Below are 23,033 nucleotides of genomic sequence, written 5' to 3'. Positions count from 1 at the left end.
GCCCATGGACCAGGACCGCCAAAACAGCCAAAACCACGATACGGAGCACGCGGGCCGCGACCGGGAGTTCGCGACCTACCGTACCGCCCAAAGCTCAAACGATATGGTGCCGACGGTATTTCGCCGTGGCATCTACCGCACAATCCGCGGCAGTCTTAAGCGCTTCCTATCTATCGTGGTCATCACCGCGCTCGGCGTGAGCGTGATGTGCGGCCTCAAGGCGGGTTGCGAGGATCTGTGCGATTCGGTCGACGCCTACTTCGACCAGCAAAATGTCTATGACATTAACGTGCAGTCGACCTATGGCCTGACTGACGATGATCTCGACGCCATCCAAGAGGTCGATGGCGTCGAAACGGCCGAGGGCATCTACGCCGAGACCGCCTACACCGCCGTGGGCACAACGCGCGAGCGCGTGGTCGTGCAAAGTCTCTCCAAGGAGAACATCGATCAGCCGGTGCTCGTGAACGGCGATTTGCCCGAGAGCGCCGATGAAGTCGCGGTGACTTCGAAGTTCCTGAAGGCTTCGGGCAAAAAGCTCGGCGATACGGTGAGTTTTGCCGCCAATGACGCGAGCTCGTCGAACCAAAGCGCCAAGGATCAGTTTGCCGCGGGCGATTACACCATTACGGCCGAGGTCCTCGATCCCACTGATGTGAGCTCCGACTCGACAGTCAACGCCTTTCGCGCTGCTTCGGCGGCGGACTATAAGTTCTATGTGAGCGAGGACGCCGCGACGTCGTCGTCCTATTCCGCAGTCCACGTAGTCGTCGAAGGAGCCAAGAGCCTCAACTCCTATTCGGATGCCTACGCGGCAAAGATCAACAAGGTCAAGGGCAATATAGAGAAGATCCGCGAGGAGCGTGAGAAGGCGCGCGCTCAGGAGCTGACAGTCGACACGCCGGCAAGCTTGGATGCGGCCGAGCGCCAGGCGAATATGCTCTTTGGGATTGAGCAGGACAACATCAATCGCATGGCCCAGGGCAGCGAGGAACGCGTCCAGGCTCAGGCCGACCTGGATCAGCGCCGCGCCGCCGCCGACCAGCAGTTTGCCGATGCCCGCGCCGAGCTTTCCGATTTGGGTGAATGCACGTGGTACATCCAGGACCGCGACAATATCGCAAGCTACTCAAGCGTGGAGAGCGATAGCTCGTCAATTGAGGCTATTGCGACGGTGTTCCCGTTCATCTTCTTTATCGTCGCCGTGCTCATCAGCCTCACCACCGCCACGCGTATGGTCGAGGAGGAGCGCACGCTCATTGGCCTGTACAAGGCGCTCGGCTACTCGCGCGAGCGCATCCTGTCCAAATACGTGGACTATGCGCTGTGGGCGTGCCTGATTGGCGGCGTGCTCGGCAATATCATCGGCTTTGTGGGCCTGCCGCTGTTCCTGTTTACGGTGTTCGACGACATGTACTCGCTGCCCCAGATGCTGCTTTCGTACGACATCGTGTCCTCGATCGTCTCGGTGGCGCTGTTTGCCGTGGGCGTGGTGGGCGCCACAATTATCGCCTGCCGCCACGAGATGGCCGAGACCCCGGCCTCGCTCATGCGCCCCAAGGCCCCGCGCGCCGGCTCGCGCATCCTACTTGAGCGCATCGGCTTTATCTGGCGCCGCATGGGCTTTTTGAACAAGGTGGCTGCGCGCAACCTGTTCCGTTACAAAAAGCGTGCCTTTATGACCATCTTTGGCATCGCGGGTTGCACCGCGCTTGTGATCTGCGGTATGGGTATTCGCGATACGTCGGTGGCGCTTTCGCCCAAACAGTACGGGCATATCACGCGTTATGACTTGCTGGCGGTCGCCAACCCCGATGACTTTACGCAGACGTGCGCGGCGTTGGATGAGCGCAGCGCGGCCAATGATTCCAACGTGACCGTGACTTCGACGCTGCCGATTATGACCGACAACGTCACCTTTACGTTTGGCGGCAAGAGCGAGACCGTGCAGCTGATCGTGGTGCCCGATGACCGCACGAACGACCTGGACGACTATGTGCGCCTCGAGGACGAGTCCAAAGAGCCGCTGTCTTTGCGTGACGGAGACGTGTATCTGAGTAAGAGTTCACAGCTGGTGCTGGGGATTCAGCCGGGCGATACGGCATACGTCCAGGATTCGTCGCTCAATGTTGCCAAGGTCAAAGTCAGTGACATTTCGCTTAACTATCTTGGCAACACGCTTTACATGACGCAGGGCACCTATGAGCGCGCGTTCGGTCGAAGCGCACGCCTCAACGGCGTCTTTGTGCTGCTTAAGGGCTCGTCGGCCGACCAGATTGCGTTTAGCAAGAAGCTTAAGAGCGACGGTTGGCTCACCATCTCGAGCACGGCCGAACATTGGCAGAACTACGAGGCGAACTTTGCGATCATCAATTCGGTCGTGGTGCTCGTGACTTTTATGGCGGCATGCCTGTCGTTTGTGGTGGTGTTTACGCTGTCCAACACGAATATCTCCGAGCGCGAACGCGAGCTGGCGACCATCAAGGTGCTGGGCTTCCGCCGTGGCGAGGTGCACCATTACGTCAACAAGGAGACGTTGATCCTCACGGCAATTGGCGCCGCGCTGGGCGTGCCACTGGGCGGCTTGCTGGCCGAGAGTTTTACGTACATTTTGCAGATGCCGTCGCTGTACTTTGACGTCGAAGTCGAGCCGCTAAGCTACGTGCTCGCCGTGGTGCTTTCCTTTGGCTTTACGTTTATCGTCAACCTAGCCACCAATCGTACCCTCAACAAGATCGACATGGTCGGCGCCCTCAAGAGCGCCGAGTGACCTGCCAAAAAGGGACAGGTTTATTTTGGCAGGTTTTATCTGCGCAAACGCCGGACAACCATTAGGTGGCCCGGCGTTTGCCCCGTTTTGCTGGGGATGTCTGTCGTTCAGTGCTCTTACTGGCCAATCCAGTGTTGCGCATAGCTCTTAATGTCCTCGGTAAAACCGTCAAGGTCGTCAAGGGTGATCACGCTGTCGATAAGCAAATTGGCTATCTCGCGGTGCATTGTGCTGCGGCGAATGTCGTTTGCAATTACGCCTGAGGACAGCTTGTCTCTATTGAGGCGCTCTTCTAGTGCCCAAAATCTACTGGACGCTTCACTGTCGCCGTTCAGTATCTCAACATACTGGCCGATGAGCTTTTCCATATAACGTTCTTGCCATTGAGGAAGCATTTTCTTAAACAGCTTCCAGTCGCTTTCGGCTACGTCGCGCATATGTCCTCCGCTCGTTAAACGGGCTTTTCCATTTGCCTTTCATTCTATTTGGTTTTCGCTCACAGGCGTGGATGAAGGGCTTTCTCCAGCCTTCGAGATTGGGCTTGAATGGGTCGTATGCCGCAAAACGGGCCTATCTACTACGTTTGCTACCACACCCTCGACCATGACAAAGATTATGAAATTAAAACCGCAGGTAGAGGGCTTGCAAATATTCGGAAAAGGCGGGTATGGTCGGCCCTCTCGAGTTAAACGTAGTAAATAGGCCCTTTTCTTGGCGCGTGGTCAGCTCAATGCTAATCTCCGTGCCGGAACTGACCCAGTTGTTTGTAGGTTGCGGTGATATACGGACTGTTTGGCGCTTTGGAGCTTCAAAACAGTCCCTATCTCACCGCAACTTAGGAGAAGGGCGGGGGTGGTTGGGTGCTGGTGGGTCGGAGCGTGTTAGGCCTGTTGGCGGTGCTTCCATTGTTTGAGGCACCAGCGCATGAGCGCTTTGATGACGGGAATCGTGATGAGGATGATCCATGCAGGATGGGGCTGTCCCAAACAGAGCCACATGTAGAGGAACCAAGCGATGGCGGCTGCCGGGTAGATGACCTCGATCAGCTTAGATAAGTGGCGTTGGTCGATAAAGTCGCCAAGCGCGTAATAGACGGGAATCAGAAAGACGAGGAAGAGTCCCGTAGCCCATGTGCCGTAGACAATGCCGAGCACCAGATAGGCGAGGGCGACAAGCACAGGGAAGGGGAATTTGTTCCATGCACGTCCGACCTTGGTGTGGAAATGCTTGCCGTGATGGTCGAGCTTGTCGTGTGCTTCCTTCCAGCTGGAAAACGTCTCGCCGTCGATGGTGACGGTGCCGTCGTCATTGGTATGCACACTATGTCCATCGTCCTCAAGCGTATCGATATGCAATCCGCCTGGCCCCACATGGACCTCTTCACCCTTGCGCTCGTTAGCCACATGGATGCCATTCCAGCCAACATGAACCTCTTCGCCTTTGTTGGGGTCAATAACGTGGATGCCGCGCGCGAGGGAAATATCGACAAGTGGCTTATCGCTGCAATCAGCGTGTTCAGTAGAAGCCTCAGCCTCCTCAGCCTTATCTGAAGCTTTGGTGCCGGCGTTGCTGTTCTGCGCCTCATCATCAGCCTGCGAGTCGTCAGTGCTATCCACCGCCTCCCCATACAGCAGCTCATCCAGCGACACGCCATACAGCGCGGCGAGCGCAATAAGGTTATCGGTATCGGGAGAGGATTCGCTGCGCTCCCATTTACTGACAGCCTGACGACTCACACCCAGCTGGGCGGCAAGCGCCTCCTGAGAAAGCCCAGCAGCCTTGCGGCGATCGACGAGCCGCTGTGCCATCGCAAGATCCATGACAGTTCCTTTCATGTGGTGACCGTAATCGAATGAGCCGAGTATGCCGAGAACAACCGGTAGCGACCACCATTTCTAGTTAGAATCTGCCCCAACCCTACCGCAACTACCGGTAGCAACCCCTAACGACCAGCCATTTCAGGACAAATGTCAGTGCTACTCTCAGCTAAGAGCCTGCAACATCCCAAAATCTCAGCCCACGCACCCGCAGCAAGAAGACGAATAGCCTCGGCCTCCCTAGTTACCGCAGGAGGCCTCAGGGCTTACATCCCAAATCTTTCCGCAGGACGGAAGGACCCCGCCGCGCGAAGCGCACGGCGGGGTCCTGACATGTCCGAGGACGATTTGGGATGTAAGCCCTGGGGTCTCCGATGAGAGCAGTTTCGGCCGAGGCTATTCGTCGCCGAAGCTGATGCCCAGCGCCTTGGCCTCGCGCACCAGGTCGCTCTGGGGGTCGACAAACTTGAGCTTGCCGGCGACCTCCTCGAGCGGCATGTGGCACATCTTGCCGTCACGCAGGGCAATCATGTAGCCAAACTCGCCGCGTAGGCACCCCAGTGCCGCCTCGACGCCGCACTGGGTCGCAAAGATGCGGTCCTGGGCGTCGGGTTGGCCGCCGCGCTGCGTGTGGCCGGGGATGGCGACGCGGGTCTCGCGACCAGTCTTGGCCTCGATCTCCTTGGCGATGTCGTAGACGATCGACGGACTCGTGCGCTCGGCGAGCTTTTTCTTGTACTCCTTCTTGGGCAGCGCTGCGTCCTCCTTGGAGATAGCGCCCTCGGCGACGGCTACGATGGTAAAGCGGCTGCCGGTCTCCATGCGATGCTCGATGGTCTTGATGACGTTGTCCATGTCGTAGGGGATCTCGGGAATCAAGATGACGTCCGCGCCGCCCGCGACGCCGGCATACAGCGGAATCCAACCGACCTTGTGGCCCATGATCTCGATGACAAACACGCGGCCGTGACTCGAGGCAGTGGTGTGGATGTCGTCGATGCACTTGGTGGCGACGTCGATGGCGCTCGTAAAGCCAAACGTCAACTCGGTGCCCCAGGTGTCGTTATCGATGGTCTTGGGCAGGGCGATAACGTTGAGGCCTTCTTCGCGCAGGCGGTTGGCGGTCTTGGTGGATCCGTTGCCGCCCAGCATAAACAGGCAGTCGAGCTGCAGTTTATGATAGGTGTGGACCATTGCGGGCACCTTCTCGACGCCGTCGGCCTCGGGAATGTCCAGGCGCTTGAACGGCGTGCGGCTCGTGCCCAGGATGGTGCCGCCGCGGGTGAGGATGCCGCTAAAATCGGCGGGCGTCATGACGCGGAACCTGCTGTAGATAAGGCCCTGGTAGCCATCCTCAAAACCATAGATTTCGATAGGCTCTTTGCTATTGGTCATAAGCGTTTTGACAATGCCGCGCATGGTGGCGTTGAGCGCCTGGCAGTCGCCGCCACTGGTAAGAAGACCGATCCTGAGCATGATGAATCCTTCCGGGCAAGTTATAACATGCGCATAAGTTTACCCCCGCACACTGTTGATGCGGGGGTAAAACGTGTTAGCTCAAGCGTATAGAAATGTAAGCAACGTCAGGCGAGCGTAAGGACGACGGTGCCAGCTCCTTACAGCGCGAAGGCGTCGACGTCGCCCCAGTGGCGGCGCAGCGTGATGGCGGCAGCGGGCTCGGTGTTGTCGAAGACGACCGACCACTGCGTGTTGCTGGTGATGTCTTCCGGATTGGGCTCTTGCGCCGCAGCGCGTAGGGCCTTCCAAGCGACTGCCTCGTCTTGGGCGCCGGTATGGGCGTCGAGGACATCGGCGATGGCGATGGCGCGCTCCTTGCCATGGCCCAGCTCGCCATTCTTTTGGTTGGGCAGCACTTCGTCGCCATAGCAGGCGTAGAAGTTCGTGACCTGGCGTACGGGCGTCGCCTTGCATGCACGGTCGGGATCGCGCGGATCCCACTCCACCACCCGCGCGTCACCGGCGGCGTCGTTGATAAAGAAGTGATAGTCGCGTCCGGCCATGGCGTGCATGTCGTAGGCAGAAAGCAGGTCGACGGCCTCTTGCGTGGTGGCGGCACGGTCGAGCACCAGACGGATGGCGAGCGAGGTATTGATGACGGGGCGTTGCGTGTCCTGGTCACAGGGTTTGGAATCCAGGGTGAGCACGGCAATGGACACGCCACATTCGTTGACGCCGTCGAGCTGGGCAAACGGGCCCATCAACGCCGCAGCGCGTCCGCCGACGGAGTCAAGCGGAGTGTTATCGCCCAGGTTGTTAAGGGCGGCAAACCCGATGGAGGCATAGCCGTCGCACGGGTGATTACGCACCAGCAGCGCCGAGGTGTCGTCCTTAAAGTCGTAATTGCGACCGGTGCGCACGCGGCCTTCGGCATCTACGGCGACAAAAGCGCTGCAGGCAAACTGGGGCGCCTGGACATGTGCCGGCACACCGGGCAGCACCTGTGCCACCACGGCATCGATGTAGGCCTGGTCGTCGCGCACGCCAGTGGCGATGATGCGATCAAGATCGTAGTCGTAGGCAATGTCGATTGCGTACAGGTCATAGCCATCCGCGTAGCCGGTCAAGCGTTTGAGCGACGCGGCAGACTTGATTTGTTTGTGATAAACGATGCCGGTGGCAGCGGCAAGGCCGACGGCGACTCCTGCGACACCGCAGGCGATGGCAATGTTACGTGGCTTCATGACGGCTCCTTTCGTCCTGTTAGCGTAATTGTCGCAAAAGGAGTGCGGGCATGATGGCTCAACTTGGCGAGCGGCGCGGGATTAAACATGGAATGAAAGGCACGGCACTGGCGCGGCGGGGTATGCTGGAGGGGACCATCAGCCCAGTGAAAGGGGAGAGCATGACTGATCAGGAAACGCCCGAGCGCGCGCATGTGACGGCCGACGATATCGAGGCCGCCAACGACCTTATCGACTTTATCGAGGCATGCCCCAGCATGTTCCATACGGCGGCGACCATTATGGCCGAGCTCGACGAGGCGGGCTTTACCTACCTGCCCGAGAATGCGGCGTGGGACATCGAGCCGGGCGGGCGTTATTACACGCAGCGCAATACCTCGAGCGTTGTTGCCTTTAAAGTGGGCGAGGACCTGGCCGCTACGTGGGGCGAGGACGGCGTTGCCGGTGACTATCATTTTCAGCTGACGGCGTCGCACAGCGACTCGCCGACGTTTAAGGTTAAGGCCGTGCCCGAGCTCGACGGCGCGGGCGAGACGCTACGCCTGAACACCGAGGCCTACGGCGGCATGATCGACTACACCTGGTTCGACCGTCCGCTGGCACTCGCGGGCCGCGTGTTGGTACGCGAGGGCGACCGTATTGAGAGTCGTTTGCTCGCTACCGAGCGCGAAGTCGCCATCATCCCGAGCCTTGCCATCCATATGAACCGCGGCGTTAACGAGGGCTTTGCGCCCAACCGAGCCGTTGACCTGTGCCCTCTCATCAGCGCTGGCGACCTTAAGCAGGGCGACTTTGACGCCCTGATCGCCGACGAGCTGGATGTTGAGCCCGAGCAGATTTTGGGCCGCGATTTGTTCCTGGTCAACCGCCAGGATGCGCGCATTTGGGGCTGGGCCGACGAGTTTATCTCGACGCCCAAACTCGACGACCTGGCCTGCGCCTACACCTCGCTGCAGGCATTTTTGGGTGCTGAGAACGCGCACGACGTTTCGGTCTTCTGCTGCTTTGATAACGAGGAGGTTGGCTCCGAGACCAAGCAAGGCGCCATGTCGACGTTCTTGGCCGACGCGCTGCGCCGCATTAACGGATCGCTGGGCTTCGACGACGAGTCGTACCACCGTGCGCTTGCCGCTTCGATGCTCGTGAGCTGCGACAACGCGCATGCTGTGCACCCCAATCACGCCGAGAAGTGCGACGCCCGCAATCAGGTTGTGCTCAACGGCGGCATCGTCATCAAGGAGGCCGCCAACCAGCACTACTGCACCGATGCCTTTAGCCGCGCGGTGTTCCAGGCTATTTGCGATGACGCCGACGTACCCACGCAGGCCTTCGCCAACAAGAGCGATATGGCCGGCGGCTCCACCCTGGGCAACCTGTCGAACATGCAGGCGAGTATGCACGCTGTGGACGTGGGCCTGCCGCAGCTGGCCATGCACTCGAGCTACGAGACCGGCGGCGTGCGCGATGTGATGTGCGCCATCCGCGCCCTCACCGCTTTCTACGAGCGCGACCTGAACATCAACGGCGCCGAAAGTGTAGAGCTCTAAAACCTACCAAAAAGGGATGTTAATTTTGGCAGGTTTTATCTGGGCGAATGCCAGCGGCATTACAAGCCGCTGAGTCCCTAAAGCTTTGCGGGTAGAGAAAAAGTCAGCGAGAGCCCGTCTGGGCGAGCAAGGTGCCTTGAAAGAGGAGGGCATTGGCCTTCTGGCCATGCCCGACGATTGAAAGGCAGATTGCCGTCCAGACGGGCTCGTAGCGTCGGCTCATTACGCCGTTCGTTAGAACGGCGTAATACCTAGTGCTCAATCCAGCAGCGTAGCGTCTCGCCAGCCAGAAGATGGCGTAGATTCTCCGCGGCGATGTCGACCACGTTATTGAGCGTGGCCTCTAGGTGGAACCAGCCGGAGACATGAGGCGTGATGAGCATGTTGGGCGCGTCCCACAGGGGGCTTGTCGCGGGCAGCGGCTCGGGATCGGTGACGTCGATCGCGGCGCCGGCAAGGTGTCCCGACTCAAGGGCGGCGACCAGGTCGTCGGCAACCACAAGGTCACCGCGGCCGCCGTTGGCAAAGAAGGCGCCCGGCTTCATCGCGGCAAAGAACTTGGCGTTCGCCAGACCGCGGGTCTCGGGCGTGCTGGGCATAAAGGATGCGACGATGTCAGCCTCGGCCAGGCGCTCGGGCAGGGCGTCCATGCCGTCCATGTCCTCAAACACGATGGGGTAGACGAGTGGATGGCGCTTGATGCCGCGGGCGTGCGCGCCCATACTGCGGCAGAGCGTGGCAAAGTGGCCGCCGATATCGCCCGCGCCCAGCACCAGCACGTTGGCATTTTTGAGCGAGGTGACCGGGCCCAAGTCCTCCCAGCGATGCTCGCGCTGCAGGTCCTGGTAGCCGGGCAGGCGCTTCATCATCGACAGCACCATGGCAAACATATGCTCGCTTACGGCCTGACCGTAGGCGCCGATCGAGCAAGACAGCTTGGCGTCAGCCGGCACGGTGCCGGCGGCCAAGTAATCGTCATAGCCCGCGGTCTGCAGTTGCAGTAGCTGGAGGTGCTCGCATGCGGTAAGCAGGGCAGGGTCTATGTTGCCCAAGATTACGTCGGCGTTGGCGACCTGCTCGCACGTGATGGCGTCGGCGCTCGTGTAGATAAAGTCCTCGCCTGGAGCGCTCGACTCGAGGATCGCTCGATGACGGTCGTTGACGGGCAGCAAAACTAGGATGTTCACAAGCAGTCCTCTCCGCTTGACCTACCAAAAAGGGACAGGTTTATTTTGTCAGGTTTTATCAGGCAAAACGTTCAAATAAAAACGCCGGATGCAAGACGAGCGTGCCCGTCAGCATCCGGCGCATCCACGGTTACCAGCTCAGCAGCTCGTAACCGTCCTCGGTCACCACGAGCTGTACCTCGCATTGAGCCGAATCGCTACCGTCTTTGGTGCGCACGCACCAGCCGTCGCCCTTGCTAATCTTGATGTCGGGCGCTCCGGCATTGACCATGGGCTCGATGGTAAAGACCATGCCCGGAGCCATGATGGTGTCCACATCGGGCGCCTCGGTGGTAAAGCCCACAAACGGGTCCTCGTGGAACTCCTTACCGATTCCGTGTCCGCCGTACTCGCGCACCACGCTAAAGCCGGCGTCCTCGACGGTCTTTTGCACAGCCTCGGCCATCACGGACAGCGGCAGCCACGGCTTGACGGCGGCAAGGCCCGCCTCCACGCTGGCGCGGGTGACGTCGACCAGGCGCTGGCGCTCGGCCGAGACCTCGCCGATGCAGAACATACGGCTCGAATCACTAAAGTAGCCGTCCAAGATTGTGGAACAGTCCACGTTGATGATGTCGCCCTCGTGCAGCACATCCGCATCGCAGGGGATACCGTGGCAGACGACGTCGTTGATTGAGGTACACACGCTCTTGGGATAGCCCTCGTAGTTGAGGTCGGCCGGCGTGCCGCCGTGCTCGACGGTGTAGTCGTAGATTATCTGGTCGATCTGGTTGGTGGTCATGCCCGCGGCGATGTGTTCGCCCACGTAGTCGAGCACGCCCACGTTGATGGCGGCCGAGCGCTTAATGCCCTCGATATCGGCGGGCGTCTTGTAGAGCGTGCGGGGCAGAACCTCCCAGCCCTCTTCCCACAAGCGCTCGAGGCGCTCATCAAAGGCGCTATGGCATTTCTTGTATTTCTTGCCGCTGCCGCACCAGCAAGCGTCGTTGCGGCCAGGCACGGGTCCTTTGTCATACATGGCTAACTTCCTTTCATTTGCAGCTAGTATAGCTCACCCGCAGACCAGCTCATTTGGGACGGGGCTTTTTTAGCTACCCTGTCAGTTGAGGATGATTTGCTGGCGGGTGGCCGCGCGCTAGTAGCTCACCTGGCAGGGAATGCCGAGGGCGCGCACACGTGCGGCGATCGCATCGAGCGCCTCGGGCGCTGCTTTGGCAAGGCCGGCGATCGGTGTTTCGCGCGCTACCGTGTAGATGGTCGCCTCCTGTGGGCGAATGCGCTCGAGCGCCGCGAGCCAAGGGCCGACATACGCTTCGCCGGTGTTATCGAGGGACTTGCCCTGATACTCGCCGGTCAAAAAGATCGTCTGGATAATAACGTGACCGTCAAAGCTCGCGAACGTCTCGATCTGGTGCTCGACGTCGTAGGGGCCAACAGGCTGGTCGAGCAGCTGGATAAATGTCGGGTCGACGGTATCGAGCTTGAGGATGTTGTCGTCGACCATCATGAGCGCATCGTGCACCTGGGGACGATCGGCGCGCGTGCCGTTGGAAAGCACGGCAATCTTGGTGTTCGGTGCCAGCTGGTCGCGAAGCGCGACAGCACCGGCGATGGCCTGCGGAAACTCCGGTGCGGCGGTGGGCTCGCCGTTGCCTGCGAAGGTGATCACATCGGGGAGCTCGCCCTCGGCTGCCATCTCGCGCAGCTTTGCCTCGAGCGCGTCGAGTACCACGGCAGCTGTGTTGTACGGCTCATGGCAGGGGCGCTCGGCGTTGAGGCCGTTCTCGCAGTAGATGCAGTCAAACGTACAGATCTTGCCCGATGCCGGCATCATGTTGACACCGAGAGAAAGGCCCAGACGGCGGCTGCGCACCGGTCCAAAGATGGGGCTGGCATTTAAAAACGTAGACATAGGCATATGCTCCTTGGGACAGTTGTGCCTAAGCATAGCATCGGCGCCAAAGTCTGGTTTGGGCTTGTGCTCTTAGGTTTCGTTTTTTCATTCTGCCCTTGATGCCTGCGATATGAAAGGTTTCGGGTCGGGTACAGTTCATGTGTTAATAAGGCACAAGACGATGGGGCATAACATGGATTTTACGGTCGAGAATGCGGGCACTACGATTGCCTGTCGCGAGTTTGCCGAGTCGGGCGTGCCGTCGGATGCGCCTGCCTTGATATGCGTGCACGGTGCCTGCGTCGATGGCACATTTTTTGAGGGCATCGCCCGCGAGCTCAGCCAAGTGTGCCGCGTAGTTGCCTACGACCGCCGCGGCTGCGGCGAGAGCGGCGACGCCGCGGACGGGCGCTACGACCTCGCCGCCCAGGCCGACGACCTGCAGGCCGTCATCGAGCATATCGGCGCTCCGGCAAACGTGCTCGCGCATAGTGCCGGTACGCTGGTGACCCTGGAGCTTCTACGTACAAACCCGACCATTGTCTCGCGTGCGATTCTGCATGAACCCGCCGTGACAAACGAAGGCGCCGGCCTGGGTGCGGCCCCGGTTTTACTCGAGATGATTGCTGCGGGAAAGGTCTCGAGGGCGCTAAGGGCCTTCCTGGGCGCCATCGGCGATTCGGACCCTCAAGCCCCCAAGTTAACCGAGGCAGAAGCCAAGCATGCCCTGCGCAACGGCCGCAGTTTCATGGCAAACGAATACGAGATCACTATGACCTGCGTTCCCGATTGGGATGGCGTCCGCGCCTCGAAAACGGTGGCCGCCGTGTTTCTGGGCGAGCTCTCGATTGGCACGCCCCGCGAGGCGGGCACGAGAACGGCGGCTGAGCTTTTGAATTGTCCGCTCGTAGTAGTTCCCGGCGCGCACAACGGGTTGCGCGATCGCCCGACAGCGGCCGCCCAGGCTGTCCGCGGCATCTTGGGGCTCTAGCGGCCGAATCATCAAACGGGCTTCTTTCGTAGACGTTTCGGCTGTGTTAACAAGGGTGCTCAAAACCCAACGTCTGCGGCTTCAGCCCTACCCCGTGGTGCGTTTGCTGTCGGCCGACCAGATTAAGGGCGATCCCAACTGCCTGCTCGCCGGCGATCGGTGTCCCTGTCTGCGCCAGTCAGGTCTGGAGGTCTTGGCAGGCTCCGATGAGGTGTCGGAACGGCTGCTCAACGATGGCGTTGAGTACCGCGCTCGCCTGCGCCCTCTGAAGGTCGAGGGCGAGCCTCACGTCCTGCTGATGGCGCGTTCGATTGATGAACAGGAGGCCGCAGAGGGGGACCTTGTCTACACCGACGTGCTGACGAGCGTGCGCAATCGCCGATATTATGAGGAAAAGCTTCGCAGCGCCCGCATGCAGGCCGGTGTGGCGATGAGCTGTCGCTCGTGCTGCTGGACATTGTCATGCCGGGCATGAACGGCTTTGAGGTGTTGGGCGATCTGTCGCGCCGGTCGATTATTGACAATCTGCCTGTCATCATGATCTCGAGCGAAGATTCCGACGATGTGGTGCTGCGCGCGTACGAGCTGGGTGCTTCGGACTATGTCAACCGCCCGTTTGACTCCCGTGTCCTGCGCCGCCGTGTAAGCAACACCATCCGCCTGTACGCCAAACAGCGTCGCCTGACGAGCCTGCTGTCCCAACAGTACAACGAGCGCGTCAAGAACAGCCGCATGCTCATCGACATCATGGCCGGCGTCATGGAGCTTCGCAATGGCGAGAGCGGCAGGCACGTTACGAACATCGAGAAGCTGACCGAGCTACTGCTCGGCTGCCTGGCCCACCGTAGCGACAACATCTCCCTCGACAACGAGGAGCGCTCCACGATTGCCCTGGCTTCGGCGCTGCACGATATCGGCAAGATGTCGATTGACGATGCGATTCTCAACAAGCCCGGGCGCCTCACGCCCGAGGAGTTCGAGATTATGAAGACGCATACCACGATTGGCGCCGACATGCTGCATGAGCTGGGCAGCCATCACGCCGGCAATGCGCTTATGGAATATGCGTACCAGAATGCGCGTTGGCATCACGAGCGCTGGGACGGCAAGGGTTATCCCGATGGCCTTAAGGGCGACGAAATTCCCATCGCCGCGCAGGTGGTTTCGGTGGCTGACGTGTACGATGCACTGACGAGCGTGCGCGTGTACAAGGACGCTATCCCGCACGAGGAGGCGATCCAGATGATCCTGGACGGTAAGTGCGGCACCTTTAACCCGCTGCTGCTCGATTGCCTGCTCGAGGTGCAAGACCAAATTGCCGAGACGTTGGCACGCCCCGCCGACGTCGTCGCGTTTCCCACGATTTAGTTTGACCAAAGGAGTTTTTAATCCATGATTTCCATGCGTGAGGCGTATGAGAAGATCGGCGCTAATTATGACGACGCGTGCGCTCGGCTGATGGGCGGGGAAATGCTTGCCCGCTTTGCCCTCAAGTTTTTGGATGACGAGAGCATGGACAAGCTGGAGGCTGCCATGGCGGCAGGAGACGCCGAGAGTGCGTTTATGGCAGCGCACACGCTCAAGGGCGTGAGCCAGAACCTGGGATTCGATAATCTGTACGAGCCGGCGGTCGTGGTAACCGAAGCGCTGCGCGGCGCTGATGCCGTTGACGGCGCCCGCGAGGGGATGCATGCGTTGCAGCAGCAATATGCGGCTACGATGTCGGCTCTGCGCGAGGCGGCCGAGTAAGAGGCTGTGAGCCTTGATGACTATGAGCGTGGATAATCTCCCGTTTTAGGCCCGGTGGCGGCCTCAAAGTGGGAGATTATCCACGCTCGTTCGATACGTGTCCAAAAATCCACGCTCACCTCTTCTGATTAGTGAATTGCCTATGCACACTGTCGGGGCTTTCCGCATGCAATCCATATCGTTGTTCGATAAACCGTTCGAATAACGATAGAGTCGATGAGGGTGAGTGTATGTCCAACAGCGTTCAGCGTATGGCCAAGGCGGGCGAAAATATCAGGAAGCTCGGTTTTTGCATGGCAGCCGTTTTTGCAGGGATGCTCGTCGCTTTTGCCGCGTTGGTTGTTTACGTGATCTGGTATGCGGTTGCAAACGTTGCTTCTGTCGATTCTTTCGGTGTCGTGACGCTTCTCGATGGCGGGTGCATCGTTATCCCAAGCGGACTGTGCATGGCGCTTGTTATGGGTATTTCGCTTGTCGTTCTGTGCGGGATCAGCCGTAACATCTCGCGAGGCGTCTCGCCCTTTACCAAGACGCATGTGCGGCTTATCCGTGTTCTCGCGCTTGCCTTTGCTGTTAACGCCGCGGTTTCGCTTGTTGGTGCCTATGGATCGGTCAATCTCACCATTGGCGGACTGGAGCTTTACATCGTGCCTCATTCCTTCGTTATTGAGATTTGCCAAGGCGCTACCTTTGATGCGGGGTCGTTTATCGGCGCAGTTGTCTGTTTATTTATCTCGGCGATCTGGAGTTATGCCTCGCTGCTCCAAGAGCAGTCTGACGAGCTTGTGTAGGAGGAAACATGAGCTATCTCATCATCGAGCTTGAGACGCAGCTGCTTAAGACCGGAAAGACCAGTGCTGATCTGATTCGGGCGACGGGGCATACTCCGGCTAATATTTCAAAGCTTAGAAACGGAAAGATAAAAGCTATTCGCCTAAAGACGCTCCTCGATATCTGTGATGAGCTTGATTGTCAACCGGGAGATATTATTCAGCGCGTGAGTGAGAAAGAGCTTGAGGAGCTTATTGTTGAGCGTGCAAAAAACGTTGTGAGGCAGATGCGGGACGGCGGAGGCAATGAGGCGTCGCTTCCGACATCAGTCTTTGCTGTCGATTTGAGCGACGAGTAGCTTAAGGCGAACAACTAAAACGAAATATCAGCGTGAAGGGACCCGTGTCTAACACGGGTTCTTTCTTTTAGATTATCTTGGCAAATATGAGTTATCGAAAAACAATAACAACTATGGAAAACGATAAAGTAAAGAAGGAACGATATGAGCGGTTTTGCTATCAAGCGGAACGGGAGGCCAATGAACGCATCGACGATAAGGCTATCAAGGGTGTCAAAGCGCTATGGGAGGCGCCGCGTTTTGCATGACGTTTCCTTCGAGGTGGATCAGTCTGAGCTTTGCGCCCTTGTTGGTGCAAACGGGGCGGGCAAAAGCACGCTTATTAAAATAGTGCTGGGCCTCTGTGAGCCATCGTCGGGGAGCGTGGAGCTCTTTGGAGGCAAGTCGAAAAAAGAGCTGAGCTTGATGCGGACGCGTGTCGGCTATGTGCCAGATTCCTGCGGAGCATACCAATCCCTCAGTGCGGCTGAGAATCTTCGGATCCGATGTGCGGAATGGGGACTCGATGAGAAACGTGAGGTTCCTCGCGTCTTGGGCCTAGTCGGGCTGGACGTCGATGAGAAAAAGAGCGTGAGCAGTTTTTCTCTGGGAATGAAACGGCGACTGGATATAGCTACGGCTTTATTGGGCGACACCGACGTACTAATTTCCGATGAGCCGGCAAATGGATTGGATCCGTTGGGCATCGAGAGTATATGGGCCCTTATCGGTCGATTGAATCGGGAGCAGGGCAAAACCATGCTTATCTCTAGCCACGACTTGGATGAGCTGGCATCGGTTGCAACAAGCTGCCTGTTTCTTCATGACGGTGAACTGCTAAAAAAGGAATCGATGGACGTCATAAGGGATGAGGCGCCATCCCTAAAAGAGTATTACAGGCGCTTGATGAAGGCGGTCTCGCTATGAAGCGGGCGATCCATCCCATAAAGGCAGATATGATGCGTTTGCACAGGATATTTCCGGCGAAGTTTGGTCTTGCGCTTATGCTGGCGTTCGGCCTTCTCTTCGGCATCTTTCTAAAAAACGGAACAACGTTGCTCGCCTTTGGCTATGGCGTTTGTGGGGAGGATATTGGTTTCCTCTGGAATGCAATCGATCCTTCTGCGCCTGATGAGTCCCTTGCGCGCAGCGCTTTTGCCGGTACATCCCTGTTCGTTCCACTCATCGTTTGTTTGGTGCTTTTACAGGAGCATGGCTATAAAGAGGGGCACCGAATTTCTTCGGCAAGAGGTCTCAACCGCTTTTATGGGGCTCTAGCCCATGCATTTTCGTCTGCTTTAATAATTGGCGCAGCGTATAGCGCGCTTTGCCTTCTTCTTTTTGCAATAGCCATAATACGTGGAGGGCATAACTACTCGCACAACATACTAACTGTATTTTTGCCTGCAATGATAGTCAACGCCGTATTGGTGATATCGGTTGCGCTGGAGACGGTGACCATCTATCGGATAACGGGCAGCGCTGTATTGAGTGGGGCCGTGGTGATAGTCGGATTTGTCATGAGCTTGACGCTCTACGGAGCCTTCCTTCAGGCACCTATACCATCCTTGCGATGGATCTTCTTCCTTCCGGGGCCGTACCTTGGAGTCGGATGTGCCCTTGGGTATAGCGATATGGGGCAGCTGACGCTTCTGGGATATGGCGTGGCAGCCAGCTGTCTATCGGTATTGATTTACGCTCTCTTGAGCTTTCGCGCTGGGGGTGTGCTCAATGGCTCGTCAGATTAAAAGACTTCTCCAGTCAGAATTGAAGCATGTGAGCAAATGGGCGTACGCCTTAATCCTGGTAATTTATGCGTACATGGTGATATTGCAGCTTAATTCTTTCCCGATGTGGTTCTGTAGCCTCCGTGAGAACAGTTTCTTGGGTTTTTTCCCAGACCCGACGCTTCGGCTATCGGCGGAGGATGTCCTTCTATTTGGCAATGCAGAGGTTTTTCGCGGTCTGCTGTTCAACGTAGCCCCGTTGGCCCATGCATTGTTCTTTCCGTTCATCGCGGCTTGCATTGTGCCGCGCTTTGTCAGTTCGGGCTTTGTCGAGGAACCGTGGGGGTTGTCGGAGGCTCGGGGAGGGAAGCGTGTGTGCGCTATCGTTGCGCGAGTGGTGCTATCTTCTTTTGCCCTTTTGGGCGCGTTTGTCCTGTCGAGTGTCGTTTTGTACTGTCTTAACTGCGCAATCGTTTCGGATGCTCAGCAGTATTTCAACCTGCATGTATTTTGCTATCGACTTCTTCTGGCGAGTGCCGTCTGTCTTGCATATGTGGTCTCTTGCGTGATCGCTGTTTCCTATTTTGGGGCCGGCTTCGGTCCGATTGGCATGCTGCTGCTTGTCAACGTCGTAGCGATCTACATACAGATCGGGGCCAATTCCATGCTTCCGCTTCCAGCCTCGATGCTCATGTGGATTTGCGGCGTGACCCCGTTGGGGAATGGTCAATGCATTTCGATTTTAATTGACTGTCTCATAAACGTAGCAAGCGTTGTTGCCATTTGCTTTACTGTCGACCGATTGCGGTCGAGATTTCTCTGATTGTTTGTGAGGGATAATCATACCGAGCATATCAAATACAGGGGGGGCGGGCACCGTAGCTGGTGTCCGCCCCCCCCTGGCATGGAAGGTTTAAGCCTGTGTGATTCGCGAGCTAGCGAGCCCGCTTAACCTTGGCCGCTGCCTCGACAAACGACTTCCACAGGTCAAAGTCGGTCTCGAGCGTCTTCCACGTGTACTCAGGGTGCCATTGCACGCCCAGGCAGAACGGCTGGCCTTCGACTTCGATGCACTCGGGCACGCCGTCGGTTGCCTTGGCGACCAAGCGCGTGCTTTTACCCAGACGATCGACGCAGCAGTGGTGTGCGGAGTTGGTCTGGATCAGCCTGTGCCCGCCAACCGCGCGCTCCAGCAGCGAGCCCGGCACGACCTCGACAGGATGCACAGGGTCGTTGAGCACGTGGGTATGGCGCCACTGCGTGCGGCCCTCGCGCGCGCCCAGGCTCGGCACGTCCATGCACAGGGTGCCGCCGGTGGCGACGTTGAGCAGCTGCGTGCCGCGGCAGGTGGTAAAGAGCGGCTTTTTGGCGCGGAGTACCTCGTCGACCAGCTTAAACTCAAAACTATCGCGGATTTCGCAGCAGAGGGTGGGGTCGTAGGGTCGATCATCGCCCCAACGTTTGGGATTGACATCGGGGCCGCCGGGGATGGCGATGCCGTCGGCGATGTCGACGTAATGACGGATGACCTCAATGTCCTCGGTGATGGACATCTGCAGCGGCAGGCCGCCGGCAGCAAGAATGGCATCGACAAAGACACTTGCGATTTCCTCGTTGGGGGAGAGTGTCTCGCTTAAAAACGGCTTTGCCTCTTCCCAGCGCGGCGCCACCAGGATGAGCGGACGGTCGGCGGGGTCGACGTTGACGTGCGGGGTGTATGACGATGAAGTGCGAGTTCCGATCATAGGTGTTGCTTTCGAGTTTGGATGGTCATGGCGAGCGGATATGGCAATTGGGCTAGTGGCCCTTGATGGAGTTGAGGAAGTCTTGGGCGCGCTTGGTCTGGGGATGGTCGAAGAACTCGTCGGGCGCGCCGGTTTCCACGATCTGGCCGTCGGCCATGAACACGACGCGGTCGGCAACGCGGCGGGCGAAGTTCATCTCGTGCGTAATGACGATCATCGTCATGCCCTGCTGGGCCAGGCGGACCATGACCTCGAGCACCTCGTTGATCATCTCGGGGTCAAGGGCACTCGTGGGCTCGTCGAAGAGCATGGCCTTGGGCTGCATGGCGAGCGAGCGGGCAATGGCCACGCGCTGCTGCTGGCCGCCCGAGAGCTGAGCGGGCACCTTGTCGGCCTGTTCGGCAACGCCCACGCGGCTCAGCAGGTCCATGGCGCGCTCACGAGCTTCCTCCTTGGACACGCCCAGCACGTCGACCGGCCCCAGCATGACGTTCTGCAGCACCGTCATATGCGCGAACAGGTTGAACTGCTGAAACACCATGCCCAGCTCGGCGCGCATGCGGGCAAGATCCTTGCCTTCCTGCGGCAGAGGCTCGCCCTCGATGAGGATCTCGCCCGAGTCGATGGTTTCCAGGCGGTTGATGGTTCGGCACATGGTCGACTTGCCCGAGCCCGAGGGGCCGATCACGACGACGACTTCGCCGCGGTCGACCGAGAGATTGATGTCGTTGAGGACGTGCAGATCGCCATAGTGCTTATCGACGTGCTTGAGCTCGATAAGCGGCTGGTTGCCAGAAGTAGAAGTGCTCTGTGCCATGGTGCTCGGCTCCTTATGACTGGAAATGGTAAAGCGTTAGCGGATGATGGTCGCGCCGGTCTTGTGCGAAACGTAGACAGCGGCCTTGTTGATCGCGACGTTGATGAGGATGTAGATGACCGCGATCACCAGATAGACCGATACGAGCGCGTCGTAGTTGGTGATGAGCACGCGGGCATTTTGCATGAGGTCGGGGTAGCTCACCACATAGGCGACGGTGGTGTCTTTGACTACGACCACGAGCTGCGAAATCAACGACGGAATGATAAACCGAATCGCCTGGGGCAATACGATTTTAAAGGTGATTTTGGCCTTGGAGAGACCGAGCGCCTGGGCTGCCTCGACCTGACCACGCGGCACGGCGTTGACGCCGGCGCGGAAGATCTCGGCAAGTACGCCGGCTGCAGCGAGCGCGACGGGAAGCGTGAGCATCCAAAACGACGGCAGTGAAATCTTGTACTGAGGCAGCACCAAAAAGAAGAAGTAGATGAACAGCAGGCTCGGCACGCCACGGAAGAAATCGGTGAGCACGCGGCAGACCAGCTGCAGCGGCTTGATGTCGCTGGTACGGCCGAGCATGAGGGCTAAGCCCAGTACCAGCGCGATGGCGCCGGCGGTGAGCGCGACCTTTACTGTGCCCTCAAAACCGGCAAGCAGGAACTTCCAGGTGGTGAGGTGCGTAAAGAAGTACCAGTAATGGACCGAAAGCTGGCCGGTCACATAAAAGCGCTGCAGTACCAGAGCGATGAGCGCGGCCACGGCAACAAGTGAGATGGCGGTGCCGACGCGAATCTTGGCGCGCATCTTGGGGCCGGGAGCCTCGTAGAGCGCATCGCGCATGGTGAGCGCGGAGGTGGAGCGCTTGCTCATCGGAGGATCCTCACCTTCTTATCGATATAGTTGCCAATGTGGCTCACCACAAAGGCCGTGCCCAGGTAGCCGAGCGCCGAGATAAAGAACGCGGCGACGCCGCCGAGCGAGCGCGTGTTGATGTAGCTCACCACGCCGGTGAGCTCCTGCGGTTTAAGCGGCACCTGACTGCCGAGCGCGGTGGTGAGCATGACGGCGATAAAGAGGTTGGTCATGGGCAGCACGCTCGAGCGCAGCGCCTGCGGAATCACGATCTTGGCGAGGATACGGCTGAAGCTCATGCCCAGCGAGCGGGCGGCTTCCACCTGGCCGACACCGACGGTGTTGATGCCGCTCATAAAGTTCTCGGAGCCAAAGGCAGAACCCAAGAGCACTGTGGCGACGATGACGCAGGTGCGGTAGGGCAGGACGACCTTGAGCGGGGGCAGCGCATAGACGACGATAATGAGCAGCGCGATGCCGGGGATGTTACGGAAGACCTGGACATACAGGTCGCCAAAGACGCGCAGCGGCTTGAGCGGCGACACGCGCATCACGGTGACGGCGACGGCCAGCACCATGGCGATGGCAAACGACTCAAGCGTCATGCCCCAGGTTGCTAGCAGCGCGTCGATATAGTTCTGGCCATAGAGCGACCAGAGCTCGGAGAGACTCATGCGGACCTCCCGCCGGTAAGGAAAGGGGCTCCCGTGTGTACGGAAGCCCCGACAACTCAGTGAGGAAACAGTTTAGCGCAATAAAGCGCATCGTGCGTTTCCGTATGGTTTCGTAGCGGCCGTTACTAGGCTCGCTGCCTAGGCGCCGATCTCGGGCAGCTCGGGAACATTGGTGTCGCCCGTACGGTCGCCAATGCAGATCTGCCACAGCTCGGTCCAGGTGCCATCGTCCTCGATCTTCTTAAGGAAGTCGTTGACAAAGGCGACACCGTCGGAATCGAGCGGCAGGCCGATGCCGTAGGGCTCCTTGCTGCCGAAGGGCTTGCCGGCAATCTTGTACTTGCCGGGCTCGCGGACCAGGGCGCTCTGCTGCATGTTGTTGTCGATGACGTAGGCGTCAACGCGGCCCTGCTGAAGTGCCTGGCGGGCCTCCTCGTCGGTCTTGAACTCCTGTTGGCTGGCCTTGGGGGAGAACTCCTCCAGGATGGCGGGGCCGTTGGAGCCGGACTGGACGGCGACGTTCTTGTCGGCCAGGTCGTCGACGCTCTTGATGTCGTCGTTGTCGGCGAGCACCAGGATAGCCTGCTGGGTGTAGTAGTAGGGACCGGCGAAGGAGACGAGCTTCTTGCGCTCGTCAGTGATGGTGTAGGTGGCAAAGACAGCGTCGACCTGGCCGTTCTGCAGGACGGACTCGCGCGTGTCCGAGGTCACCTGGGTGATCTCGACCTTGTTCTCGCCCAGAATGTAGCTGGACAGGAGCTGTGCGATACCGGCGTCGAAGCCGCGGGTCTGACCGTCTTTCTCGTTGAGGAGGGAGAAAAGTGTGGAGGTCTGAACGCCACCGATCTTAAAGACACCGGCGTCCTTGACGGCCGTGGCCCAGGTGCTGGCGGCGATGGCGTCGTCATCGGCCTTGGGGCCGTTGTCGACGAGTTTGTCGAATGCCTTGGCATCGAGTATGGTGGAAGCCTCGGTATCTTCGGAGCTCTTGGAGGAGCCGACGGCGGAACCCTTGTCGGCCTCGGCGCTGGTGTCGGAGCAGCCGGCAAGACCAAGGCCGGCAACGGTTGCGAAGGTGGCGGCAACGAAGCCGCGGCGGTCGAGAACGACCTGCTGGGAGAGGTTCTTGCTCATGGTAGAACACCTTTCTCAATAAAATCCCTAGCGGTTGAGTAGAGTTATACCCTATCCCGCTCAAATGGGTCAACACGAAATAACTCAGAAACATACTTACCTTATGGGTTATTCTACCTACCATAAAGGGACAGGCACCTTTGTGGTGGTTCTTGCAGATGTGGTGGCCTGTCTCGCTGCTTTGTCTCAATCTGTAACAGGTAGACGAGGAAATGGGTTCTAACTGTTACAGATTGAGATTTTCTCTTCAGGGGAATTCGAATGTCTCGATCTGTAACAGTTAGACGGCCAAAAGGTCTCTATCTGTTACAGATTGAGA

23 protein-coding genes are annotated in these 23,033 nt (G+C 58.7%); 11 read left to right on the top strand and 12 right to left on the bottom strand.

Annotation, left to right across the window (positions count from 1 at the left end; translation table 11 throughout):
* The first annotated feature begins 4 nt into the window (after nucleotides 1–4).
* Nucleotides 5–2,770, top strand: coding sequence for an FtsX-like permease family protein (locus DWZ22_RS00355; RefSeq protein WP_233508859.1), 2,766 nt, complete (start codon nucleotides 5–7; stop codon nucleotides 2,768–2,770).
* A 116-nt stretch (nucleotides 2,771–2,886) separates the two neighbouring features.
* Here DWZ22_RS00355 and DWZ22_RS00350 read toward each other — a convergent pair whose 3' ends face one another.
* The 4 genes from DWZ22_RS00350 to DWZ22_RS00335 form a co-directional block, all read right to left on the bottom strand.
* Nucleotides 2,887–3,207, bottom strand: a complete 321-nt coding sequence (locus DWZ22_RS00350) for a multidrug transporter (RefSeq protein ID WP_117635687.1) — start codon at nucleotides 3,205–3,207, stop codon at nucleotides 2,887–2,889.
* A 444-nt stretch (nucleotides 3,208–3,651) separates the two neighbouring features.
* A complete protein-coding gene (locus tag DWZ22_RS00345; protein WP_117637632.1) occupies nucleotides 3,652–4,590 on the bottom strand; it encodes a helix-turn-helix domain-containing protein in 939 nt (312 codons plus the stop codon).
* Between the two features lie 393 nt (nucleotides 4,591–4,983).
* On the bottom strand, nucleotides 4,984–6,063 hold the full coding sequence (locus tag DWZ22_RS00340) for a 6-phosphofructokinase (RefSeq protein WP_117637633.1): 1,080 nt from the start codon (nucleotides 6,061–6,063) through the stop codon (nucleotides 4,984–4,986).
* Nucleotides 6,064–6,203: 140 nt separating this feature from the next.
* Nucleotides 6,204–7,289: a carcinine hydrolase/isopenicillin-N N-acyltransferase family protein gene (locus DWZ22_RS00335; RefSeq protein WP_118405159.1), complete on the bottom strand. Its 1,086-nt coding sequence runs from the start codon at nucleotides 7,287–7,289 to the stop codon at nucleotides 6,204–6,206.
* A 161-nt stretch (nucleotides 7,290–7,450) separates the two neighbouring features.
* On the opposite strand from DWZ22_RS00335, the gene DWZ22_RS00330 reads away from it, so the two are divergent.
* A complete protein-coding gene (locus tag DWZ22_RS00330; RefSeq protein ID WP_233546411.1) occupies nucleotides 7,451–8,836 on the top strand; it encodes a M18 family aminopeptidase in 1,386 nt (461 codons plus the stop codon).
* 251 nt (nucleotides 8,837–9,087) lie between these two features.
* On the opposite strand, the gene DWZ22_RS00325 is transcribed toward DWZ22_RS00330, so the two are convergent.
* From DWZ22_RS00325 to DWZ22_RS00315, 3 genes are all read right to left on the bottom strand, one after another.
* Complete coding sequence (locus DWZ22_RS00325; protein ID WP_118405158.1) at nucleotides 9,088–10,023, bottom strand: D-2-hydroxyacid dehydrogenase; 936 nt, start codon at nucleotides 10,021–10,023, stop codon at nucleotides 9,088–9,090.
* A gap of 130 nt (nucleotides 10,024–10,153) precedes the next feature.
* The gene (gene map, locus DWZ22_RS00320; protein WP_117798460.1) at nucleotides 10,154–11,041 is read right to left on the bottom strand and encodes a type I methionyl aminopeptidase; all 888 of its coding nucleotides are present in this window, start codon (nucleotides 11,039–11,041) and stop codon (nucleotides 10,154–10,156) included.
* 117 nt (nucleotides 11,042–11,158) lie between these two features.
* Nucleotides 11,159–11,935 (bottom strand): radical SAM protein, encoded by a 777-nt coding sequence (locus tag DWZ22_RS00315; RefSeq protein WP_118405157.1) that lies wholly within the window; start codon nucleotides 11,933–11,935, stop codon nucleotides 11,159–11,161.
* 175 nt (nucleotides 11,936–12,110) lie between these two features.
* On the opposite strand from DWZ22_RS00315, the gene DWZ22_RS00310 reads away from it, so the two are divergent.
* The 9 genes from DWZ22_RS00310 to DWZ22_RS00270 all read left to right on the top strand — a co-directional run bounded on the left by DWZ22_RS00310 (nucleotide 12,111) and on the right by DWZ22_RS00270 (nucleotide 18,315).
* Nucleotides 12,111–12,908: an alpha/beta fold hydrolase gene (locus DWZ22_RS00310; RefSeq protein WP_158553177.1), complete on the top strand. Its 798-nt coding sequence runs from the start codon at nucleotides 12,111–12,113 to the stop codon at nucleotides 12,906–12,908.
* Between the two features lie 55 nt (nucleotides 12,909–12,963).
* Nucleotides 12,964–13,383 (top strand): hypothetical protein, encoded by a 420-nt coding sequence (locus DWZ22_RS00305; RefSeq protein WP_147352248.1) that lies wholly within the window; start codon nucleotides 12,964–12,966, stop codon nucleotides 13,381–13,383.
* A complete protein-coding gene (locus DWZ22_RS00300; protein WP_199583397.1) occupies nucleotides 13,353–14,276 on the top strand; it encodes an HD-GYP domain-containing protein in 924 nt (307 codons plus the stop codon). Before DWZ22_RS00305 ends, DWZ22_RS00300 begins: the two co-directional genes overlap by 31 nt.
* A gap of 24 nt (nucleotides 14,277–14,300) precedes the next feature.
* Nucleotides 14,301–14,657 (top strand): Hpt domain-containing protein, encoded by a 357-nt coding sequence (locus DWZ22_RS00295; RefSeq protein ID WP_117584145.1) that lies wholly within the window; start codon nucleotides 14,301–14,303, stop codon nucleotides 14,655–14,657.
* Between the two features lie 251 nt (nucleotides 14,658–14,908).
* The gene (locus DWZ22_RS00290; RefSeq protein ID WP_147327752.1) at nucleotides 14,909–15,448 is read left to right on the top strand and encodes a hypothetical protein; all 540 of its coding nucleotides are present in this window, start codon (nucleotides 14,909–14,911) and stop codon (nucleotides 15,446–15,448) included.
* Between the two features lie 8 nt (nucleotides 15,449–15,456).
* On the top strand, nucleotides 15,457–15,786 hold the full coding sequence (locus DWZ22_RS00285; RefSeq protein ID WP_089572320.1) for a helix-turn-helix transcriptional regulator: 330 nt from the start codon (nucleotides 15,457–15,459) through the stop codon (nucleotides 15,784–15,786).
* Nucleotides 15,787–15,930: 144 nt separating this feature from the next.
* The gene (locus DWZ22_RS00280) at nucleotides 15,931–16,692 is read left to right on the top strand and encodes an ABC transporter ATP-binding protein (RefSeq protein ID WP_118405153.1); all 762 of its coding nucleotides are present in this window, start codon (nucleotides 15,931–15,933) and stop codon (nucleotides 16,690–16,692) included.
* Nucleotides 16,689–17,513: a hypothetical protein gene (locus DWZ22_RS00275; protein WP_117584142.1), complete on the top strand. Its 825-nt coding sequence runs from the start codon at nucleotides 16,689–16,691 to the stop codon at nucleotides 17,511–17,513. The genes DWZ22_RS00280 and DWZ22_RS00275 overlap by 4 nt, the downstream gene beginning before the upstream one ends.
* Entirely contained in the window at nucleotides 17,497–18,315 is an 819-nt protein-coding gene (locus tag DWZ22_RS00270) for a hypothetical protein (RefSeq protein WP_117637639.1), read from the top strand. Before DWZ22_RS00275 ends, DWZ22_RS00270 begins: the two co-directional genes overlap by 17 nt.
* 112 nt (nucleotides 18,316–18,427) lie before the next feature.
* On the opposite strand, the gene DWZ22_RS00265 is transcribed toward DWZ22_RS00270, so the two are convergent.
* The 5 genes from DWZ22_RS00265 to DWZ22_RS00245 all read right to left on the bottom strand — a co-directional run bounded on the left by DWZ22_RS00265 (nucleotide 18,428) and on the right by DWZ22_RS00245 (nucleotide 22,714).
* Nucleotides 18,428–19,237, bottom strand: coding sequence for a gamma-glutamyl-gamma-aminobutyrate hydrolase family protein (locus tag DWZ22_RS00265; protein WP_117637640.1), 810 nt, complete (start codon nucleotides 19,235–19,237; stop codon nucleotides 18,428–18,430).
* Nucleotides 19,238–19,289: 52 nt separating this feature from the next.
* Nucleotides 19,290–20,054, bottom strand: coding sequence for an amino acid ABC transporter ATP-binding protein (locus DWZ22_RS00260; protein WP_117736130.1), 765 nt, complete (start codon nucleotides 20,052–20,054; stop codon nucleotides 19,290–19,292).
* Nucleotides 20,055–20,090: 36 nt separating this feature from the next.
* Nucleotides 20,091–20,924: an amino acid ABC transporter permease gene (locus DWZ22_RS00255; protein ID WP_117637641.1), complete on the bottom strand. Its 834-nt coding sequence runs from the start codon at nucleotides 20,922–20,924 to the stop codon at nucleotides 20,091–20,093.
* The gene (locus DWZ22_RS00250) at nucleotides 20,921–21,580 is read right to left on the bottom strand and encodes an amino acid ABC transporter permease (RefSeq protein ID WP_022094657.1); all 660 of its coding nucleotides are present in this window, start codon (nucleotides 21,578–21,580) and stop codon (nucleotides 20,921–20,923) included. Before DWZ22_RS00250 ends, DWZ22_RS00255 begins: the two co-directional genes overlap by 4 nt.
* A 138-nt stretch (nucleotides 21,581–21,718) precedes the next feature.
* Nucleotides 21,719–22,714 (bottom strand): glutamate ABC transporter substrate-binding protein, encoded by a 996-nt coding sequence (locus DWZ22_RS00245; RefSeq protein WP_118405152.1) that lies wholly within the window; start codon nucleotides 22,712–22,714, stop codon nucleotides 21,719–21,721.
* Nucleotides 22,715–23,033: the final 319 nt, after the last annotated feature.

Source organism: Collinsella sp. AF31-11, assembly GCF_003475605.1.
Taxonomy (GTDB): Bacteria; Actinomycetota; Coriobacteriia; order Coriobacteriales; family Coriobacteriaceae; genus Collinsella.
This window is presented reverse-complemented; position numbering and strand designations above follow the sequence as displayed.

Bases quoted from the DNA above. Each gene is read 5' to 3' on its own strand.
- DWZ22_RS00340 (WP_117637633.1), bottom strand. From the start codon at position 6,063: ATGCTCAGGATCGGTCTTCTTACCAGTGGCGGCGACTGCCAGGCGCTC.
- DWZ22_RS00245 (WP_118405152.1), bottom strand. From the start codon at position 22,714: ATGAGCAAGAACCTCTCCCAGCAGGTCGTTCTCGACCGCCGCGGCTTC.
- map (WP_117798460.1), bottom strand. From the start codon at position 11,041: ATGTATGACAAAGGACCCGTGCCTGGCCGCAACGACGCTTGCTGGTGC.
- DWZ22_RS00250 (WP_022094657.1), bottom strand. From the start codon at position 21,580: ATGAGTCTCTCCGAGCTCTGGTCGCTCTATGGCCAGAACTATATCGAC.
- DWZ22_RS00280 (WP_118405153.1), top strand. From the start codon at position 15,931: ATGAGCGGTTTTGCTATCAAGCGGAACGGGAGGCCAATGAACGCATCG.
- DWZ22_RS00315 (WP_118405157.1), bottom strand. From the start codon at position 11,935: ATGTCTACGTTTTTAAATGCCAGCCCCATCTTTGGACCGGTGCGCAGC.
- DWZ22_RS00355 (WP_233508859.1), top strand. From the start codon at position 5: ATGGACCAGGACCGCCAAAACAGCCAAAACCACGATACGGAGCACGCG.
- DWZ22_RS00295 (WP_117584145.1), top strand. From the start codon at position 14,301: ATGATTTCCATGCGTGAGGCGTATGAGAAGATCGGCGCTAATTATGAC.
- DWZ22_RS00285 (WP_089572320.1), top strand. From the start codon at position 15,457: ATGAGCTATCTCATCATCGAGCTTGAGACGCAGCTGCTTAAGACCGGA.
- DWZ22_RS00260 (WP_117736130.1), bottom strand. From the start codon at position 20,054: ATGGCACAGAGCACTTCTACTTCTGGCAACCAGCCGCTTATCGAGCTC.
- DWZ22_RS00270 (WP_117637639.1), top strand. From the start codon at position 17,497: ATGGCTCGTCAGATTAAAAGACTTCTCCAGTCAGAATTGAAGCATGTG.
- DWZ22_RS00310 (WP_158553177.1), top strand. From the start codon at position 12,111: ATGGATTTTACGGTCGAGAATGCGGGCACTACGATTGCCTGTCGCGAG.
- DWZ22_RS00335 (WP_118405159.1), bottom strand. From the start codon at position 7,289: ATGAAGCCACGTAACATTGCCATCGCCTGCGGTGTCGCAGGAGTCGCC.
- DWZ22_RS00290 (WP_147327752.1), top strand. From the start codon at position 14,909: ATGGCCAAGGCGGGCGAAAATATCAGGAAGCTCGGTTTTTGCATGGCA.
- DWZ22_RS00350 (WP_117635687.1), bottom strand. From the start codon at position 3,207: ATGCGCGACGTAGCCGAAAGCGACTGGAAGCTGTTTAAGAAAATGCTT.
- DWZ22_RS00255 (WP_117637641.1), bottom strand. From the start codon at position 20,924: ATGAGCAAGCGCTCCACCTCCGCGCTCACCATGCGCGATGCGCTCTAC.
- DWZ22_RS00275 (WP_117584142.1), top strand. From the start codon at position 16,689: ATGAAGCGGGCGATCCATCCCATAAAGGCAGATATGATGCGTTTGCAC.
- DWZ22_RS00265 (WP_117637640.1), bottom strand. From the start codon at position 19,237: ATGATCGGAACTCGCACTTCATCGTCATACACCCCGCACGTCAACGTC.
- DWZ22_RS00345 (WP_117637632.1), bottom strand. From the start codon at position 4,590: ATGGATCTTGCGATGGCACAGCGGCTCGTCGATCGCCGCAAGGCTGCT.
- DWZ22_RS00330 (WP_233546411.1), top strand. From the start codon at position 7,451: ATGACTGATCAGGAAACGCCCGAGCGCGCGCATGTGACGGCCGACGAT.